Source organism: Aquabacterium sp. OR-4 (assembly GCF_025290835.2).
Taxonomy (GTDB): domain Bacteria; phylum Pseudomonadota; class Gammaproteobacteria; order Burkholderiales; family Burkholderiaceae_C; genus Pseudaquabacterium.
The window spans coordinates 1,456,064-1,473,744 of the sequence record NZ_JAOCQD020000002.1; the positions used below are offsets into that span (position 1 = coordinate 1,456,064).

General features: G+C 64.8%; 11 protein-coding genes and 3 pseudogenes. 4 read left to right on the plus strand and 10 right to left on the minus strand.

Translation table 11 applies throughout. The features are described from left to right. Positions 1–756: 756 nt before the first annotated feature. Positions 757–4,101: a patatin-like phospholipase family protein gene (locus N4G63_RS18650; protein WP_314600052.1), complete on the minus strand. Its 3,345-nt coding sequence runs from the start codon at positions 4,099–4,101 to the stop codon at positions 757–759. Between the two features lie 567 nt (positions 4,102–4,668). Further along, positions 4,669–5,406, minus strand: a pseudogene (locus N4G63_RS18655) (cell division protein FtsZ); the annotation flags it as partial. Between the two features lie 390 nt (positions 5,407–5,796). On the opposite strand from N4G63_RS18655, the gene N4G63_RS18660 reads away from it, so the two are divergent. After that, the gene (locus N4G63_RS18660; protein WP_260787346.1) at positions 5,797–6,135 is read left to right on the plus strand and encodes a hypothetical protein; all 339 of its coding nucleotides are present in this window, start codon (positions 5,797–5,799) and stop codon (positions 6,133–6,135) included. Here N4G63_RS18660 and N4G63_RS18665 read toward each other — a convergent pair. Beyond that, entirely contained in the window at positions 6,122–7,006 is an 885-nt protein-coding gene (locus N4G63_RS18665; RefSeq protein WP_260787345.1) for a LysR family transcriptional regulator, read from the minus strand. The two genes, N4G63_RS18660 and N4G63_RS18665, sit on opposite strands and share 14 nt — an antisense overlap. 108 nt (positions 7,007–7,114) lie before the next feature. Between N4G63_RS18665 and N4G63_RS18670 the strand changes: the two genes are divergently transcribed. From N4G63_RS18670 to N4G63_RS18680, 3 genes and pseudogenes are all read left to right on the plus strand, one after another. Next, positions 7,115–8,176: an alkene reductase gene (locus N4G63_RS18670; protein ID WP_260787678.1), complete on the plus strand. Its 1,062-nt coding sequence runs from the start codon at positions 7,115–7,117 to the stop codon at positions 8,174–8,176. Positions 8,177–8,205: 29 nt separating this feature from the next. Next, positions 8,206–9,032, plus strand: a pseudogene (locus N4G63_RS18675) (pirin family protein). A 47-nt stretch (positions 9,033–9,079) separates the two neighbouring features. After that, entirely contained in the window at positions 9,080–9,685 is a 606-nt protein-coding gene (locus N4G63_RS18680) for an isochorismatase family protein (RefSeq protein WP_314600053.1), read from the plus strand. Between the two features lie 193 nt (positions 9,686–9,878). Here the strand turns inward: N4G63_RS18680 and N4G63_RS18685 are convergent. The 7 genes and pseudogenes from N4G63_RS18685 to murC form a co-directional block, all read right to left on the minus strand. Then, positions 9,879–11,262, minus strand: a pseudogene (locus N4G63_RS18685) (IS1182 family transposase). Between the two features lie 13 nt (positions 11,263–11,275). Then, positions 11,276–11,545 (minus strand): hypothetical protein, encoded by a 270-nt coding sequence (locus N4G63_RS18690; protein WP_260787693.1) that lies wholly within the window; start codon positions 11,543–11,545, stop codon positions 11,276–11,278. A 146-nt stretch (positions 11,546–11,691) separates the two neighbouring features. Further along, positions 11,692–12,915: a cell division protein FtsZ gene (ftsZ, locus tag N4G63_RS18695; protein WP_260787344.1), complete on the minus strand. Its 1,224-nt coding sequence runs from the start codon at positions 12,913–12,915 to the stop codon at positions 11,692–11,694. 93 nt (positions 12,916–13,008) lie between these two features. Then, positions 13,009–14,241, minus strand: a complete 1,233-nt coding sequence (gene ftsA, locus N4G63_RS18700) for a cell division protein FtsA (RefSeq protein ID WP_260787343.1) — start codon at positions 14,239–14,241, stop codon at positions 13,009–13,011. Between the two features lie 64 nt (positions 14,242–14,305). Continuing rightward, positions 14,306–15,136 carry a cell division protein FtsQ/DivIB gene (locus tag N4G63_RS18705; protein WP_260787342.1) on the minus strand — a complete coding sequence of 277 codons (831 nt, stop codon included), beginning with the start codon at positions 15,134–15,136 and terminating at the stop codon, positions 14,306–14,308. A gap of 5 nt (positions 15,137–15,141) precedes the next feature. Continuing rightward, the gene (locus N4G63_RS18710; protein WP_314600054.1) at positions 15,142–16,149 is read right to left on the minus strand and encodes a D-alanine--D-alanine ligase; all 1,008 of its coding nucleotides are present in this window, start codon (positions 16,147–16,149) and stop codon (positions 15,142–15,144) included. Between the two features lie 79 nt (positions 16,150–16,228). Beyond that, positions 16,229–17,665 (minus strand): UDP-N-acetylmuramate--L-alanine ligase, encoded by a 1,437-nt coding sequence (murC, locus tag N4G63_RS18715; RefSeq protein WP_260787340.1) that lies wholly within the window; start codon positions 17,663–17,665, stop codon positions 16,229–16,231. Positions 17,666–17,681: the final 16 nt, after the last annotated feature.

Consider the following 17,681-nt stretch of genomic DNA (forward strand, 5'->3'; position numbering starts at 1 on the left):
CGATTTATGCGTGAGGCTTGGCCCAGACCCGTGCCGGTTCACCTTACTGGGCGCCCATCATGCGAGCCGGAAGGTGAGCCCCCGCGGAAATCAACTAGTGTCGACCTCGATCAGCTCCGGCTGAACACTTGGGAGCAACGATGTGCTTGAGTCGAACCGTCCAGGAGGCATAACCGCGAAATTTTAATCCAAGACGCTCTGCAACTGGAAGGCATGCTCAGCGACTCAGACCAACGCCGGTAGACCGCTTGGTTCGGTCTATGCTGGGGCAAACATCTCAGCGCCACCGGATCGCACCAAAGACTCAACGGCGCGAACATTCTCATTGGTGGCGCCACCGTCGGATTGCGCGAAGACCGCCACCAAGCGCAACTGCTCAACGGCGGCCGCCAAAAATCGCGCCCTGGGTACGCCAGTCTTCCTCTCAATCTCATCAAGCTCAGCGTCGTCCACCATACGGCGTAGGCGCTCCCCAAGATTGCCTGCCTCATGTACTGGCAGCGGAGCAAGCGCAGGGAAGGCCATCCCGTGTCTTGACCTTGGATGAGGTACACCAAGAAGGCCCAGTTCTTGGAGGACCTGCAGCAAACGATCCCCCCGACTAGCGATGACGAGCAAGACGTGCGTAGCTGCTACGTCCGTAGGTGTACGGGTCGACATATGTCCTCCAGTACCCCTCATCCGAGGGGTTCGGCCGATTTTGCTTTCTAGCATAGCGGCGTACGCATGGTCAAGCGGCAAGTGTGACTATGAGCGCTACCCAGCGCGCACTTTTTGCAGGGCACGCCTTCGCATGCGCTCAGTCAAACCGGAGTCTGCACCCGATTGCCCCTGAGACCGACCAACCTTTAGGGCTACGTTGAGCGCGTCCTCGCCAGAAGCCTGCCCAAGCGATCGGTAGGCCTCCAGTTGCGCTTCGGTAAAGAACTGATCAACAGTAGTTTCGTGAGGGAATCCTTTACCAAGCTTGGCGTACTGGTGAACCTCAATCGGAAGTTTTGTGAGGCCCTTAAGCGAGGGCTTAATGTACAGCATTCGGCCCAATGGCAGGCCTTCGCCATAGTCGACAGTGAACCACTGCCAAGCACGCTCGGTGTCCGCCTGAATTTCAAGGGACTCCTTCGAAAATTCGTTGGATTCGAGTCTGCGCACGTTCGAATCCCGATATCCGGCCGACGTGCCAATACTGCTTCCGATCTCGGGGGGGAAATCGGAAAACACTTGCTCTATGCCGCGCCCCGCAATGCTGGATCCAGTCTGTCCATTGACACTAGCCGCGGAAGAACCGACTTGACCTCGCTCGAAGGACTCAAGATTTTGGTTCGGGGCTAAGGAATCGAGCGCAAAGTCAAGTGCGGTCGAATGCCGAACGATGATTCCTAAGTCGATTCGAGCTCGTCGAATGGCATTGGCCAGATCTGACATTTGCTCTTCAGGATCACAAGAACCGTCCACAACAACTATTCGTGAACAACCACGTCGAAGCAGCTCGTAGACCCCCAAGTTCTCAAAATGCCCTCCATCGCTAAGATGTAGCCAGTTTCCAAAGCGCCAGCGGAGCGCCATGGCCTCGGAAATAATTGCCAAACCGGTAAGCTTTGGGCTCTCTTGTTTAACTGTCTCCGGTTTTTGAGGATTCCCGATCCACAATCCAAGCCTCGCGTTGAGTAATCCAAGAACAAATGCTTTGATTGGATTTGTTCCATGCCCAGACGTAGGGGAAACGGCCGCACCGGAAACGGCCATCGCAGTCCCAAGTGTGATCGACTTAGTATTGCCGCTGCTAAAAACGAGTTCTGTCCGGCTATAGCCAATTCCAGACGCGGGACTCCCACAATGAACAGGACTAAACGTGTACGGCCATTGACGAGGAACTCGACCATCCACGTCGCCAGGATTCAATCCGTTGACAGCCGCATTTAGTAGAAACATCGGGAGCGATCTATTCTTTCGGGTACGCAGCCAGCAAAGCGCAGGGTTGTCGTCGTCATCGATGCTGGTAATTGGATCTGGAGTCCTCGTATTGAACTGTTGACGCTCATCATCTCCCGCATCTGCATGCGCTACGATATTAGGATTTCTGAAGCCCAGCCGCGAAGCCCCCAAGAATGTCCTGACTAGTCCCTCTCTGTACAAGGCGTGCATCGAGAATCGATTCACATTAATTATGGAGCCCAGAACTAGGGTACTCAAGAACAGTCCGGCTGCAAGCCAGAACAGCGATGCGTTAGGCCACTTCAACCAAATTGAAATAAGTTTTGAAATACCTATGCCCGAGAACAGCACAAGGAACGTCAAAGCCAAGACCGAGCCGGCTAGCAAAAGCATCTTTCGGGCTATGAGAAACATCAGCAGCAGGGCGATCGATGCTGCCAGGATGGACTGTGGCACAGGTCCTGCGGCTGCCACAAGCGCAATTAGGTCATCACTGAGCAGTGAGAGTGCCGAGACGCCGAACCAAATGACTGAACCAGCTAGCATCCAAGCAGCAACTTGAGACATCCAAGCGCGGTCAATTTCTCGCATTCGACTATGGGACAGAAACGCATTGCACAACTCAGATGCTGCAACCACTTGAATAATCACCAGAGGCCCAACTGCTGCCACATATCGTTCGCCCCCACCACTTGATGCGAAGGGAACAAGCGCGTCACTAAGGCTGGAGCCGACAATAATCCCGAGAGCAGCGCCTAACATAAACTGCCATGGGCGGACGGGAATTATTATAGAAGGATTTCTGATTGGTCGCGCTCGGCTCCAAATCTTAAGCAACATGAAATCAATTAATCGGACTGAATAAGTTCTGCCCAGCAAATAGGCAATCAGTATTCCAAAAAAGTACGCAGATGACCAGACAATTAGCATGGCCGTGAAGCCTCCCGGCGGGCGCGGAAACACTGAAATCCAAGCCTCCTGGAATGCTCCAACCTTTAGCGCAGATGGCACTGCTGGGATCGTCAAGGATAAAATAAGTGCGAGCAGTGCAAAGACAAAGATCGCCAACGGCGGGAGTCCATCTGGATAGCGGCTAGGTTTGGCCGGCGCCCTTAGGTACATTGTGAGTGTTCGAACAGCTCCTATTAGCAAAGTGAGAGCTCCCGCCGTGATACAGAGGGCGATGACCTTATAACTATCTGTTGACTCTGTCAGCACCTTAATCATCTCGGCCAACACTCGGGGAACAAGCAGCACTGACGCAAGCGCCAAGCACATTAGCGTGAAGATGGGTATCCAATTGAATAGGTAGGCGGCAACTAGAGCAATGAGGTCGCCTGCGCTTGAAAGACTAAAGCGCGGAGCCAAATATGAGCTATGACGGCGTACCCACCACAATGGACCGCATTCGGAGCCACGTCGTGATGCTAACTCCTTGGCCACTCCATCCATGCCGTCTTTGTGTCTATAGGCCCAAGCAAGAAACCAGCTTGCAGCATAACCACCGCCCGAAACCGATGAAATGTATTGAAATCCGGGCAGCAAGCCTTTGGCTGCCATAGCCTGCAAGACACCGATGGAAAAGCTCGCACTCCTAATGCCGCCGCCTGACATTGCCAACCCTATCAAGGCATGCTGATGGGTCGACTGATTCAGCAGCGGGCCAGCCTCACTATTGCGCCCGAGCAATATTCGTCGGCGGTGCCGGTCGCAGAGTACACCGTCAATCTCAACGCGAATCTCTTCGGGTAGCTGCCCCATTTTTTGTCCCAGTGCATATATAAGCTGATCTGCAGTTGCCTGAATTTCATCGTCCGGCAAAGATCTTTCAGTCCGTGCTTCCCGACCACACCACCCTCTAGAATCAATATATTGACCCTGCGCATACGCGAGTAGATCGTTAAGACAACTTATATTCTCTTTCGATCCTCGAATGGAAGCTTGTGTTGCCAGCGCGGCCCGAAGCGCACGACGATGGTCAAAATATCGTGCGGCGATAAGATACCTTGCGTAATCGAACCACCCCTCAGAAACACACACCTGGATGCTCTCGAGAAAGAGCACCTCGCTCGCCGAAAGACTTCTACTGAAATCAGTGGTAGCTTCAGATATTTTGAAAAGTGCGCGAAGTTTTTGGAGCAGTTGGTCATTAGCGATACTGAACATCTTTTGCCCTCCCTTACAGCGATTCTTCCTGACACTTTTCGTTAGTCAAGGGGTCCGGCCGGGCCGGCTCATGCCAACGCGGGAATCCCCTTTGGGCTGCCTCACTCTGGCGAGTGGAAGAACTCTCTCGTGCAATTGCACTGATTTGCTTGATGGCGGCCGGCGGCAACGCCCGACTGTCTGGCCCCAGCAACTGGTTCACTTGCGCTGGTCGGTGGGCGGGTTGGCGCCGCGGCCACGCAAAGACTCGCTCGCTCTCGGCAGCGTGCTTTACCTCGACGGCCCGCCTGAGTCTTTAGGGCTGAGGTCGACCTCCCACGCTGGCTGTAGGAAGCCCATCACATTTGGGTCGCTTGCATCGCCCCGAGATCAATGTTCTGCAGGAGCCTCTATGAAACGAGTTGCCAGGTAGCTGCCCATCCTCACCGTCGGCAACTGACACCTGACCTTGCGGCCAGACCGCGCCCAAAACCATCAGTGGCGCGCCACACCAAGCCCCGCAGCACGACGTCTCGCGCTGCGGGGCTTGTGACCTTCAGACCGGCCCCGAGGAGCCGGCTTTGCCGCTCAATCAGCCTGCTTGCGCAGGAAGGCCGGGATCTCGATCTCGTCCATGCCGTTGGACGACAGGGCTTCCACCTTGGCCGCGGCCTGGGTGCGGGCCGAGCGCCACACGCTGGGCGTGCTGAGGTTGCTGTAGTCGTGCGCGGTGGTGCCGGGCAGGCCCTGGCCGCCCATTTGCGCCACGGTGTTCAGGATCGGCAGGTTGTCGGTGCCGGTGCGCAGCGCGGCGGCCGGCTGCACCACGGTCAGCGGTGCAGCCTGCGGCTTGCGCTGGCACAGGCCGGTGGCGATCACGGTCACGCGCATCTGGTCGCCCAGGCTGTCGTCGTAGGCCGCGCCGTAGATGATGTGCGCGTCATCGGCGGCATAGCGGCGGATGGTGTTCATCGCCGCCTTGCTTTCGTTCAGGCGGAAGTTGGTCTTGCTGGCAGCAATCAGCACCAGCACGCCACGGGCGCCCGACAGGTCGATGCCTTCCAGCAGCGGGCAGGCCACGGCAGCGTCAGCCGCCTTGTTGGCGCGATCCGGGCCGCTGGCGGTGGCCGTTCCCATCATGGCCTTGCCGGGCTCGCTCATCACGGTCTTGACGTCTTCGAAGTCGACGTTCACCAGACCGTGCATGTGGATGATGTCGCTGATGCCGCCCACGGCGTTTTTCAGCACATCGTTGGCATGCGCAAAAGCCTGGTCTTGCGTGATGTCGTCGCCCAGCACTTCGAGCAGCTTCTCGTTCAGCACCACGCATCAGCCAAGCTGATGCGGCAGCCGCTGGCGGCAGGCCAGCGAGTGTCCGGTCGAGCGGGGAGCGAATGGGAGGCGGCTGTCGACCCATTCCGGGAATTCGATGACCATCGATTGCGGTCAGTCGCGCGACTACCAGCTTCTCGGCAATGGACCTGCGCTGTGCTGCCAGATTCAGGCATCGAAGGCAATCAGGTGCTCGGCACTCTGTGCGACGGCTTCGTTGCCGGTCGATTGAATCTCACCTCGCAGGCCGCGCCAGCCTGTCTCAGCATGGATCGATTGACTGCTTGCGCCAGCCGCTGATCACGCTCCAGGTAGGCCTCAGCGACCCGATTCCGGTCCTGAGCCAGCAGGCGAAGTTGCTCGCGGGTCGGGGCGCCGGGCCTCGTGAACACGCTCGATCCTGACCGCGACTGGTTTGTTGGCGTGCGCTACGTGGCGCAACGATTTGGGCAGCAAATCGACTGGCAGGGTCTCCAGCGCTTGAAGGCGCAGGTCGTCGTGGGTTCTGAAGACACGGCCAACGACATCCAGATCTCCGCACGCGATGCCTTGTATGCCGACGGCGTCAACGACACCGGCTCCAACCGGGTCGAGCGTGCAAGCTTCCTGAACGGGCTGCATCGCAAGGCCGGTGTTGATTCCCGCCTGGATGGGGTGCAGGGAGCCGCGCGCTGCGCTGCCCACGTTCAACGGGCGGTTGATGCTTTCTTCAGGGCGCTTTGACGGAGGTCAGGCGCTCCTGCAGGAACTCGACGAAGCGCTGCGTCTTCGCGGGCAGCAGCCGTGTCTCGGTGATCGCATAGACCGGTGTTGCCTTGCCCTGCCAGGTCGGCAGTACCCGGCGCAAGCGCCCTGCTGCGACGTCATCGGCAGCGATCTCGTCGGAGAGCAGGATCACACCCAGGTCCAGTGTCGCCAGCCGTCGGAGCATGCCCACGCTGTTGACCTGGAACCGGCCACTGACGTCGACCTCTGCGACCTCGTCCCCGCAGTGCAGCACCCAGTTGCCCGCCTTGGGAAAGCCCAGGCACTCGTGCTGCGCGAGGTCGCGGGCGTGTTCCGGCTCACCCGACACGGCCAGGTAGCGCGGTGAGGCGTAGGCGCCCACCGGCAGGCGGGCCAGCAGGCGGGCGATCAGGTTGGAGTCGGAGAGCTCGCCCATGCGGATGGCCACGTCGAAGGGTTCGCTGACCAGGTCGACGCGCCGGGGGGTGAGGTCGAAGTCGAACGTGATGCCGGGATAGCGGCGCGCGAATTCCGCGATCAGCGGCGCCATGTAGGTGGTGGCGAAATCCACCGGCAAGGAGGCGCGCAGCACGCCGCTGGGCTGTGCCAGCAGTTCACCCAGTTGCTCGTGTGCCAGTCGGGCCTCGTCAACGATGCGCCGGCAGCGCTGGAAGTAGATCTGCCCGGCCTCGGTCAATTCCACCTTGCGCGTCGTGCGGTGCAGCAGCCGCAGGCCGATGGCCTTTTCCAGCGCGCCGATGCGTCGCGACAGCGTCGAGTTCGGCACCCCGGTGGCGTCGGCCGCGCGGCGAAAGCTCAGCGTGTGGGCCACCTCGACGAACAAGGCCATGTCGTTCAGCAGTTCCATTGGGATTGCACCATCGATGGATCAATGAGTTCCATCGTACCTACTTTATCCACAAGGCAGGACAGCGGAAGATTCGGCCATCGCAGCCCAACCATCCCTGGAACAGCCATGAGCCCACTTCTCACCCCCGTCCGCATCGGCCGCACGCCCGCCGCCAACCGCCTGGTGATGGCGCCGATGACCCGCTCACGGGCCGATGCCGACGGCGTGCCCAGCGACCTGACCGTCACCTACTACGCCCAGCGCGCCAGCGCTGGTCTGATCATCACCGAGGGCGTTTTCCCGTCCGCCATGGGCAAGGGCTATGTGCACACGCCCGGCATCGAGACCGCAGCGCAGATGGCCGCATGGAAGAAGGTGACCGAGGCCGTGCACGCCAAGGGCGGCCGCATCTTCATGCAGCTGATGCATTGCGGGCGCGTCTCGCACCCGTCGCTGCTGGGTGGTGCCACGCCGGTGGCCCCGTCGGCGATCAAGCCTGAAGGCAAGGCCTGGACGCCCGTCGGCCAGGTCGACTTCGAAACCCCGCGCGAACTGAGCGTCGCCGAGATCGCCGGTGTGGTCGACGGGTACCGCCAGGCCACACGTCATGCCATCGAAGCCGGCTTCGACGGCGTGGAGCTGCATGGGGCTTCGGGCTACCTGCCCGAGCAGTTCCTGTCATCCGGCAGCAACCAACGCAAGGATCAATACGGTGGCTCTGTGGAGAACCGCGCCCGCTTCGTACTGCAGGTCCTGGACGCCATGGTGGCCGAGGCCGGCGCCGACCGTGTCGGCATCAAGCTGTCTCCGGAGATGAACTACAACAGCATCACCGATGCCGCCCCGCAAGAGACCTACGCCTACCTGGTCGAGCAGCTGCGCGGCAAGGGCCTGGCCTACCTGCACGTGGCACTGTTCGGCGCCGCCTTCGACTACCACGCGGTGCTGCGCCCGCTCTTCGATGGCAGCTACCTGATCGGCAGCGGCCTCACGCAGGACAGCGCCGAGAAGCTGGTGGCATCAGGCTCGGCCGATGCGGTCGTGTTCGGCAGCGCCTTCCTCGCGAACCCCGACCTGCCGGAGCGCTTCCGCGTTGGCGCCGCGCTGAACACGCCGGACCGCAACACCTTCTTCGCACCACCCACCGCGCAGGGCTACATCGACTACCCGACGCTGGCGACGGCCTGACAGGCCCACCTCTACGAAAGGCAAAGGCCATGGCCACCCTCGTCCGCATGCAGCGCGCCAACCATGGCGCCCAGTTCCGCGCAGTGCGCCTGCATGGCGCCGACCCGGCGCAGCTCGACCCCTTCATCGGCATCGACCACGCCTGGATGAGCGCGCCCACCTTTCCGCCGCATCCGCACGCGGGCTTCTCTGCGGTGACTTACCTGTTCCTCGACTCCGAGACCGGCATGGCCAATCGCGCGATTCACTGGGCACGCGCAACCTGATCGAACCAGGCGGCCTGCACTGGACCGCCGCGGGGCGGGGCGTGGTCCACGAAGAGGTGCCCGCCGTGACGGGCAGCACCACGCACCTGCTGCAGATCTTCGTCAACCTGCCTGAATCCCGCCAGAACGCGGCGCCGTTCGCGCTGAGCCTGGCCACGCAGGACGTGCCTGTGGTGCAGTTGCCCGGTGCACGCGTGCGCGTGCCGCTGGGTTCCTACGGCGAGGTGCACTCGCCGCTGGCGCCACCGACCGACGTGACGCTGCTGGACATCACGCTGGACGCCGATGCCGAACTGGCGATCCCCGTTCCTGCCGGCCGTCGCGCCTTCGTCATGCCAGTCAACGGCAGCGCAGAAATCGACGGCGTTGGCTTCGGCCTGGACGACCTTGGCGCTGTGTTCCTGCCGATCTCGGATGCAGCAACGGGCCACAGGCTTGTTGCCAAGGACGGCATCTCCAAGGTCGCCGTCTTCATCGGCGAGCCGCTGCGCCAGCCTCTTTTTTCCAACGGCCCGATGGCGTTTGCCAGCCAACAGAACCTGATCGCGGCCACCGCCGCCTACCAACGGGGCGACATGGGCCGACTGTGAGCCACAGCCGCGTCCGCTTGCCCCACCCTTCCTCAAGGAGTCACACCATGAAAGTTGAACGATTCACCGCCGAGAACTCGGCCCTGCTGCTCATCGACCACCAGGTCGGCACGATGAAGCTGATCAAGAACATCGACCGCGAACAGGCCGCAAAGCAATCCATCGCACTGGCCAAGATGGCGAAGATCCTGAACATGCCGGTTGTGATCACGTCCAGCCAGGAAGAACGCGCCCAGGGCCCGATCCTCCCCGAAATTGCCCAAGTGCTGCCCGAGGCGCATGCGGCGCGCGTCAAGCGGCCCGGCGTAGTCAATGCGTGGGCCTATGCTGACTTCAAGAACGCCGTGCTCGCCACCGGCCGCAAGAACCTGATCATGGCTGGCGTCACCACCGACGTCTGCCTCATTTTCCCGGCGATCGATGCCGCGCAGGAGGGTTTCAATGTGCAGGCGGTGATGGACGCTTCGGGCTCGCCGAGCCTGCTGTCCGAAGAGTTCTCGCGCCAGCGCATGCATGACGCCGGCGTGGTGCTCACCGCCACCAATACGCTGATGGCCGAGATTGCGCAGGACTGGTCCACGCCGGCTGGCCAGCAACTGATCACGCTGCTGTTCACCGACGTCTTCCCGGCACTGGGCGCAAGCATCGCCTGAGAGCTTGAGATCGTTTCGTCCGCGCCGTGCGAGCGGTGAGGTTCAGCGGCGAAGGGTTTGATGGTTGTGCGTGCGCAGCGTGCTCAAGCTGCTGTGACGAGGACCGGGTGGCGTGCGGATTGCCAACGCATTCAGCCTCGTCAGGCGTGCGCTGCTAGGCCCTCAAGGCCTGCCGGCGCTGGCCGGCCGGGCTTCAAGCCCAACCGACGAGCTGCGGCGCCAGCCGTGCCGTGCGCATCAGGTTGTGCGCCAGTGCAAAAGGCCTGACCACGCCCAGCACCCGCTGCAGGCCACGCACCGGCAGCCGCTGCAGTCCCCGGTTGCGTGCCAAGGCGTTGACGCATTCGGCCGTGGCTGCTCGCTCCTCGTCGAGCTCGCGCGCCGCCTCGGTGCCCATGCGCTGTCGCCACGCGACCACCGCGGGGCTGTCTGTCGTCGGGCTTGGGGTCGTAGCGACTGGCTGGCGGGGCGGGCGGCTCGTCGTCGCCTTGCTCGGCTGCGCCCGGCTTGATCGGCATGGTCGGCTTGGCCTTTGGCGCCTTGGGCTCGGGCACCGGGGCGTACACCGCGGTCTTGTGCGCCACCGCATCGATCTGCGCGTGCGCCGGGAGGCCTCCATCGACCAGCCACTGCTCGGGCGCGCGGCCCAGGCGTTGCTCGACCTGCTCGACCATCGGTACGAGTTGCGCCATGTCCGAGCCCGCCATCACCGCATCGACACCGACGATGACCTGGCTCGCGCAGTCGGTGGCCAGTTGCAGGTTGTACGCCGGGCGCCAGCCGCCGTCGGCCATCTTCATCACGCTGGCCTGCGCATCGGTGGTGCTGGCGCGGGCCTCGTCGGCACTGCGGCCATTGCGGCGCTTGGCCTCTTGCAGTTCGGGCAGCCGTGCCAGCGCTTGCTGCAAGCGCTGCTCGCGCTCGACGGCGGCACGCTCACGCGCTGCACGCGAGCGCCGGCTGGCCCCGCCGGGGTCAGCGAGCGCCTCCTCGCGCAGCGTGCGCACCATCTCGCCGGCCTTGGCCTGGTGCTCGCGCAACGTGCCCTGGCGCTTGAACGGGGCCGCGCCCGCCGAGGCCCGCACCCGCATGCCATCCTGCGCCACCCGCACCAGCCGGATCAGCCCCGCCGAGGCCAGCACCGCCACGTTGTCCGTCAGCAGCCGGTCCATCAGCGCCACCTGGGTGCTGCGAAAGTCGTTGAGCAGGTGGTAGTTCACCGGCACGCTGCCACAGATCCAGCGGTACGCGTGGTGCTCCTGCATCAGCCGCGCCAGCTCGCGCCCGCTGCCCACGCCTTCGAGCGTCGCATACAGCCACAGCGCGAACAGCACCCGCGGATCCGTCGCCCGCCGTCCGGGTGCAGCACCGCGGGCCTTGATGCCCGCCAGCAACGCGCTCAGGTCCTGGCGCTCAACGTAGGCCCAGACCATGCGCGCCCGATGCTCCGGCGGCAGCAGCGCCTCCAAGTCCAGCGCTCGCAACTCCAACTGCTGCCGGTTGGGTTCGTGGATTCGTGCCGCGCCTGCTCGCTGACCAGCAGCCCTCGCAGCTTCCGGCTGCGGGCCTGCAGGCACCTCACCAAACAGATCACCTTCGCCCGACCCGCTCACTTCCGTCTTGTTCGTCCTTCGCCTCAAGCGGATCTCGTGCCAGCTCGGGCAAAAAGATCTCAGCCTCTGAGCCAAAGGCGGGGCCGCGGGCGGCCGACGGGTCGAGGCAACTGAATGGCGCGGAGGTAGCTTTCGCGATCCGTGGCGAATTCAAGCAGATGACCGTCTGCAGTGCGCCGACCTTGACGCCGAGCGACCGGTAAGCGGCCTGGGTTTCGAGCGTCACCTGATGGTCGTCAACTGACACCTGACCTTGCGGCCAGACCGCGCCCGAAACCATCAGAGGCGCGTCACAAGCACCAAGCCCCGCAGCGCGACGTCTCGCACTGCGGGGCTTGCGAACTTCAGCTGGCGCACGGTCGCGCAAGGCCATCCGGCCTTGCACGCGCGGGCTCAATCCGCCTGCTTGCGCAGGAAGGCCGGGATCTCGATCTCGTCCATGCCGTTCGACGACAGGGCTTCCACCTTGGCCGCGGCCTGGGTGCGGGCCGAGCGCCACACGCTGGGCGTGCTGAGGTTGCTGTAGTCGTGCGCGGTGGTGCCGGGCAGGCCCTGGCCCTGGCCGCCCATTTGCGCCACGGTGTTCAGGATCGGCAGGTTGTCGGTGCCGGTGCGCAGCGCGGCGGCCGGCTGCACCACGGTCAGCGGTGCAGCCTGCGGCTTGCGCTGGCACAGGCCGGTGGCGATCACGGTCACGCGCATCTGGTCGCCCAGGCTGTCGTCATAGGCCGCGCCGTAGATGATGTGCGCGTCATCGGCGGCATAGCGGCGGATGGTGTTCATCGCCGCCTTGCTTTCGTTCAGGCGGAAGTTGGTCTTGCTGGCAGCAATCAGCACCAGCACGCCGCGGGCGCCCGACAGGTCGATGCCTTCCAGCAGCGGGCAGGCCACGGCAGCGTCAGCCGCCTTGTTGGCGCGATCCGGGCCGCTGGCAGTGGCCGTGCCCATCATGGCCTTGCCGGGCTCGCTCATCACGGTCTTGACGTCTTCGAAGTCGACGTTTACCAGACCGTGCATGTGGATGATGTCGCTGATGCCGCCCACGGCGTTTTTCAGCACATCGTTGGCATGCGCAAAGGCCTGATCTTGCGTGATGTCGTCGCCCAGCACTTCGAGCAGCTTCTCGTTGAGCACCACGATCAGGCTGTCGACGTTGGCTTCGAGCTCGCTGGTGCCCGAGTCGGCCTGCTTCATGCGGCGCGGGCCTTCAAACTCGAAGGGCTTGGTCACCACGCCCACGGTCAGGATGCCCATCTCCTTGGCCACCTTGGCCACCACCGGCGCGGCGCCGGTGCCGGTGCCGCCGCCCATGCCGGCGGTGATGAAGACCATGTGCGCGCCTTCCAGCGCCGTGCGCACGCGGGCCTCGGCCTCGTGCGCGGCCTCCTTGCCCTTGTCGGGCTTGCCGCCGGCGCCCAGGCCGTTGTCGCCCAGCTGGATCAGGGTGTGCGCGCTGCTGCGGTTGAGCGCCTGCGCGTCGGTGTTGGCGCACACAAACTCCACGCCCTGCACACCCTGGCTGATCATGTGCTCGACGGCGTTGCCGCCGCCGCCTCCCACACCCACCACCTTGATGCGGGTACCTTGGTCGAATTCTTCGATCATTTCGATGGGCATGGAGACCTCCTGTGTCTAGTCAAGCAGTTGCCGTTGATTGGGTTGCTTCGGCGCTGCCGAAGCGGTCGTGTCTCGGGACGTGAACCGTCCCTGTTAGAAATTGCCGAGAAACCAGTCCTTGGCGCGGCCGACGATGGTCTTCACCGACCCCGCCTGCTGCGCCACCTTGTGCCCGCGTGCACGGGCGATGCGGGCCTCTTCCAGCAAGCCCATCACGGTGGACGAGCGGGGGTTGGCCACCATGTCGAACAGGGCACCGTGGTACGTGGGCACGCCCTTGCGCACCGGCTTGAGGAAGATGTCTTCACCCAGCTCCACCATGCCGGGCATCACGGCGGAGCCGCCGGTGATGACGATGCCCGAGCTGAGCAGCTCTTCGTAGCCCGATTCGCGGATGACCTGGTGCACCAGCGAGTAGATCTCTTCGACGCGCGGCTCGATCACGCCGGCCAGCGCCTGGCGGCTGAGCATGCGCGGTGCGCGGTCGCCCAGGCCGGGCACCTCGAGCGCCTCGGCCGGGTCGGCCAGCAGTTGCTTGGCCACGCCGTACTCGACCTTGATCTCCTCGGCGTCCTTGGTGGGTGTGCGCAGCGCCATCGCGATGTCGCTGGTGATCAGGTCGCCGGCGATGGGGATCACCGCGGTGTGGCGGATCGAGCCCTCGGTGTAGATGCTCACGTCGGTGGTGCCGGCGCCGATGTCGACCACGGCCACGCCCAGACTCTTCTCGTCGTCCGTCAGCACGGCGGCGGCGCTGGCGCTGGGGTTGAGCACCAGGCGCTCCACCTCCAGGCCGCAGCGGCGCACGCACTTGAGGATGTTCTCGGCCGCGCTTTGCGCGCCGGTGACGATGTGCACCTTGACCTCGAGCCGCGAGCCGCTCATGCCGATCGGCTCCTTGACCTCGTGGCCGTCGATCACGAACTCCTGCGGCTCCACCAGCAGCAGGCGCTGATCGTTCGGGATGTTGATCGCCTTGGCGGTCTCGACCACGCGGTGCACGTCCACCGGCGTGACCTCGCGGTTGTCGCGCACGATGACCATGCCGGTGCTGTTTTGCCCGCGGATGTGGCTGCCGGTGATGCCGGTGTAGACGCGCTCGATCTTGCAGGCGGCCATCATCTCGGCCTCTTTCAGCGCCTGCTGGATGCTGGCCACGGTGGCGTCGATGTTGACCACCACGCCGCGCTTGAGGCCATGCGAGGGCGCAATGCCCAGCCCGGCCAGGCGCAGCTCGCCACCGGGCAGCACCTCGGCGGCCACCGCCATCACCTTGGCGGTGCCGATGTCGAGGCCGACGATCAGATCCTTGTATTCCTTGGCCATAAGTGCCTTGCTGTGCTGCTTTCTTGTCGCGGTGCTCGGGTTGCGAACGGGTCTTGTGCGGATGTCACTTCTTGCGGACGGGCGGCGCGCTGAGCTGCGTGGTGACGCCGCGCAGCTTGACCGCAAAGCCGCCCACGTGGCGCAGATCGGCCGACTCGAGCGGGCGCTGGTAGGCCGCCACCACCTGCGGCAGCGTGCGCACGAAATGCTGGGTGCGGGCCAGCACCTCGTCGTCGCTGCCGCGGCCCAGCTCGACGGTGGCGCCCTTGCCGAGCGACAGCCGCCACGAGCCGCGCGGCGAGAGGTGCAGGCCGGCCAGATCGCCGGCCTGCAGCGGCGCGATGAGCGGCACCAGGCGCTGGTACATCGCCAGCATCAGCGCGGCGCTGCCTTCGGGGCCTTGCAGGCGCGGCAGGCGGTCGTCTTCAACATCGCCGATGTTGGCCTCGAACACCTCGCCAAAGCTGTTCACCAGGCGGTCGTTGCCATCGGCGGCGGCCCACAGGGCGGCGGGCTTGTGCTCTTCCAGGTCGACGGCCAGGCGCATCGGCCACACTCGGCGCACCATCGCGTGGCGCACCCAGGGCACCGATTCAAAGGCCGCCCGCGCCTTCTGCAGATCGAGGGTGACGAAGTTGCCGGCCAGCTTGGGCGCGGCATTGGCGCGGATGGTGGTCTCGCTGTTGCGCGCCACCTCGCCGTCGATGCGGATGGCGCGCAGCGCAAAGGCCGGCAGCCGCAATGCCCAGGCCACGGCCGCCACGCACACGGCCACACCGGCCACCAGCAGCAGCGTGTTGGCGGTGGCCTGCATCAGGCGCACATCGGCCGGCAGCGGCGCGCGCGCGGCGCTGCCCTGACCGAATGCGAAGCTGTGCGGGACGTAGCTGGCCATAGTGCTCAGCTGGCGCTGACCGGCGGGTTGCTGCGGGCGCCGTCCAGCGTGGCCAGCGACAGCAGGTGCAGGCACAGCCGCTCGTAGCTGATGCCGGCGGCGCGGGCCGACATCGGCACCAGCGAGTGCCCGGTCATGCCGGGCGAGGTGTTCATCTCCAGCAGGAAGGGCTTGCGGTCGGCGGCGCGGATCATCAGGTCGGCGCGCCCCCATCCGCGGCAGCCCAGTGCCCGGTAGGCGGCGACGACAAGGCGCTGGATCTCACGCTCTTCGTCGGGGGGCAAGGTGCTGGGACACAGGTAGCGAGTATCGTCGCTGAAGTACTTGTTCTGGTAGTCGTAGTTGCCCTCGGGGGCCACGATCTTGACCACCGGCAGGGCCCTTGCGGACGCCCCTTCGCCGATCACCGGGCAGGTCACTTCGTCGCCCTCGATGAACTGCTCGCACAGCAGGTCGGGGTCGTAGCGGGTGGCCAGCTGCACGGCCTGGGCCATGTCGCTGTAGCCCTGCACCTTGCTGATGCCGATGGTCGAGCCCTCGCGCGGCGGCTTCACGATCAGCGGCAGGCCCAGCGTGTCGGGGATGGCGATCACGCGCTCGCGGCTCTGCTCTTGCGGGCTCAGCCACACCCAGGCCGGCGTGGGCAGCGATTCGGCCTTCCACACGCGCTTGGTCATGGTCTTGTCCATGGCCACGGCCGAGGCCATCACGCCCGAGCCGGTGTAGGGCAGGCCCAGCAGCTCGAGCGCGCCCTGCACCGTGCCGTCTTCGCCGTGGCGGCCGTGCAGCGCGATGAACACGCGGTCGAAACCCTCGCGCCTGAGCTCGTCGAGCGCGCGCCCGGCGGGGTCGAAGGCATGGGCGTCGACGCCCTGGCCGGTCAGCGCCGCCAGCACGCCGGCGCCCGACATCAGCGACACCTCGCGCTCGGCGCTGCTGCCACCCATCAGCACCGCCACCTTGCCCAGCGCGGCAACATCCACATGCGGCAGATCGGCCACCGTCAAGGACATGTCAGCCCCTTGTCCGCCGAGGGGATGGCGGGCCGGCCTGGGAGCGGCCCGGCGCGCGTCGCGCTCAGTGCTGCGTACATCATTCGTTGTTCTCCTGCGCCAGCCGCGCCACCACCTGGGCCGGCACGCCACCGATCGAGCCGGCACCCATCGCGATCACCACATCACCGCCGCGCGCATGGGCCACGATGGCCTCGGGCAGCGCCGCCACGTCGTCGACGAACACCGGATCGACGCGGCCCGCCACACGCAAGGCGCGCGCCAGCGCGCGGCCATCGGCGGCCACGATGGGCGCCTCGCCGGCGGCATACACCTCGGTCAGCAGCACGGCGTCGGCCTGGCCCATGACCTTGACGAAGTCTTCGAAGCAGTCGCGCGTGCGGGTGTAGCGGTGGGGTTGAAACGCCAGCACCAGGCGCTGGCCCGGAAAGGCGCCGCGCGCCGCGGCGATCACGGCCGCCATCTCCACCGGGTGGTGGCCGTAGTCGTCGATCAGGCTGAACAGGCCGCCGCCGCGGGTGGCGGGCACCGGCAGCTCGCCGTAGCGCTGGAAGCGCCGGCCCACGCCGGCAAAGGCCGCCAGCGCGCGCACCGTGGCGGCGTCGTCCAGCTCCAGTTCGGTGGCCACGGCAATGGTGGCCAGCGCATTGCGCACGTTGTGCTCGCCGGGCAGGTTGAGCGTGACCTCGAGGTCGGGCAGGGCCTGGCCGTCGTTGCCGGGCTCGCGGCGCTGGCAGGTGAAGCGCATCTGTCCGCCGGGCATGGCCTGCACGTTCACCGCACGCACCTGGGCCTCGGCGTTGAAGCCGTAGCTGACCACCGGGCGCGAGACCATCGGCAGGATGCTGCGCACGCCGGGGTCGTCGGTGCAGACGATGGCCGCGCCGTAGAAGGGCATGCGGTGCAGAAAGTCGACGAAGGCCGCCTTGAGCCGCGCAAAGTCGTGCGCGTAGGTGTCCATGTGGTCGGCGTCGATGTTGGTCACCACGCTGAGCACCGGTGTCAGGTTCAGGAACGACGCGTCGCTCTCGTCGGCCTCGACCACGATGTACTCGCCCGAGCCCAGGCGGGCGTTGGCGCCGGCGGCATTGAGCTTGCCGCCGATCACGAAGGTGGGGTCGACACCGGCCTCGGCCAGCACGCTGGCCACCAGCGAGGTGGTGGTGGTCTTGCCGTGCGTGCCGGCGATCGCGATGCCGGCCTTCAGGCGCATCAGTTCGGCCAGCATCTGCGCGCGGGCCACCACCGGGATGCCGCTGGCACGCGCCGCGATCACCTCGGGGTTGTCGCCCCGCACCGCGGTGCTGGTCACCACTGCCTGGGCGCGGCCGATGTGCGCGGCATCGTGGCCGATGGCCACGCGGATGCCCAGCCCGGCCAGGCGCTCGGTGGTGGTGCTGGCGGCCTGGTCGGAGCCCGACACCTGGTAGCCCAGGTTGTGCAGGATCTCGGCGATGCCGGACATGCCGGCGCCGCCCACGCCGATGAAGTGGATGCGCTTGACCGCGTGTTTCATGCGCCGATCTCCGCCT

Coding starts and splice junctions, on each gene's coding strand:
- N4G63_RS18650 (WP_314600052.1), bottom strand. CDS start 4,101: ATGTTCAGTATCGCTAATGACCAACTGCTCCAAAAACTTCGCGCACTT.
- N4G63_RS18665 (WP_260787345.1), bottom strand. CDS start 7,006: ATGGAACTGCTGAACGACATGGCCTTGTTCGTCGAGGTGGCCCACACG.
- N4G63_RS18670 (WP_260787678.1), top strand. CDS start 7,115: ATGAGCCCACTTCTCACCCCCGTCCGCATCGGCCGCACGCCCGCCGCC.
- N4G63_RS18680 (WP_314600053.1), top strand. CDS start 9,080: ATGAAAGTTGAACGATTCACCGCCGAGAACTCGGCCCTGCTGCTCATC.
- ftsZ (WP_260787344.1), bottom strand. CDS start 12,915: ATGCCCATCGAAATGATCGAAGAATTCGACCAAGGTACCCGCATCAAG.
- ftsA (WP_260787343.1), bottom strand. CDS start 14,241: ATGGCCAAGGAATACAAGGATCTGATCGTCGGCCTCGACATCGGCACC.
- N4G63_RS18705 (WP_260787342.1), bottom strand. CDS start 15,136: ATGGCCAGCTACGTCCCGCACAGCTTCGCATTCGGTCAGGGCAGCGCC.
- N4G63_RS18710 (WP_314600054.1), bottom strand. CDS start 16,149: ATGTCCTTGACGGTGGCCGATCTGCCGCATGTGGATGTTGCCGCGCTG.
- murC (WP_260787340.1), bottom strand. CDS start 17,665: ATGAAACACGCGGTCAAGCGCATCCACTTCATCGGCGTGGGCGGCGCC.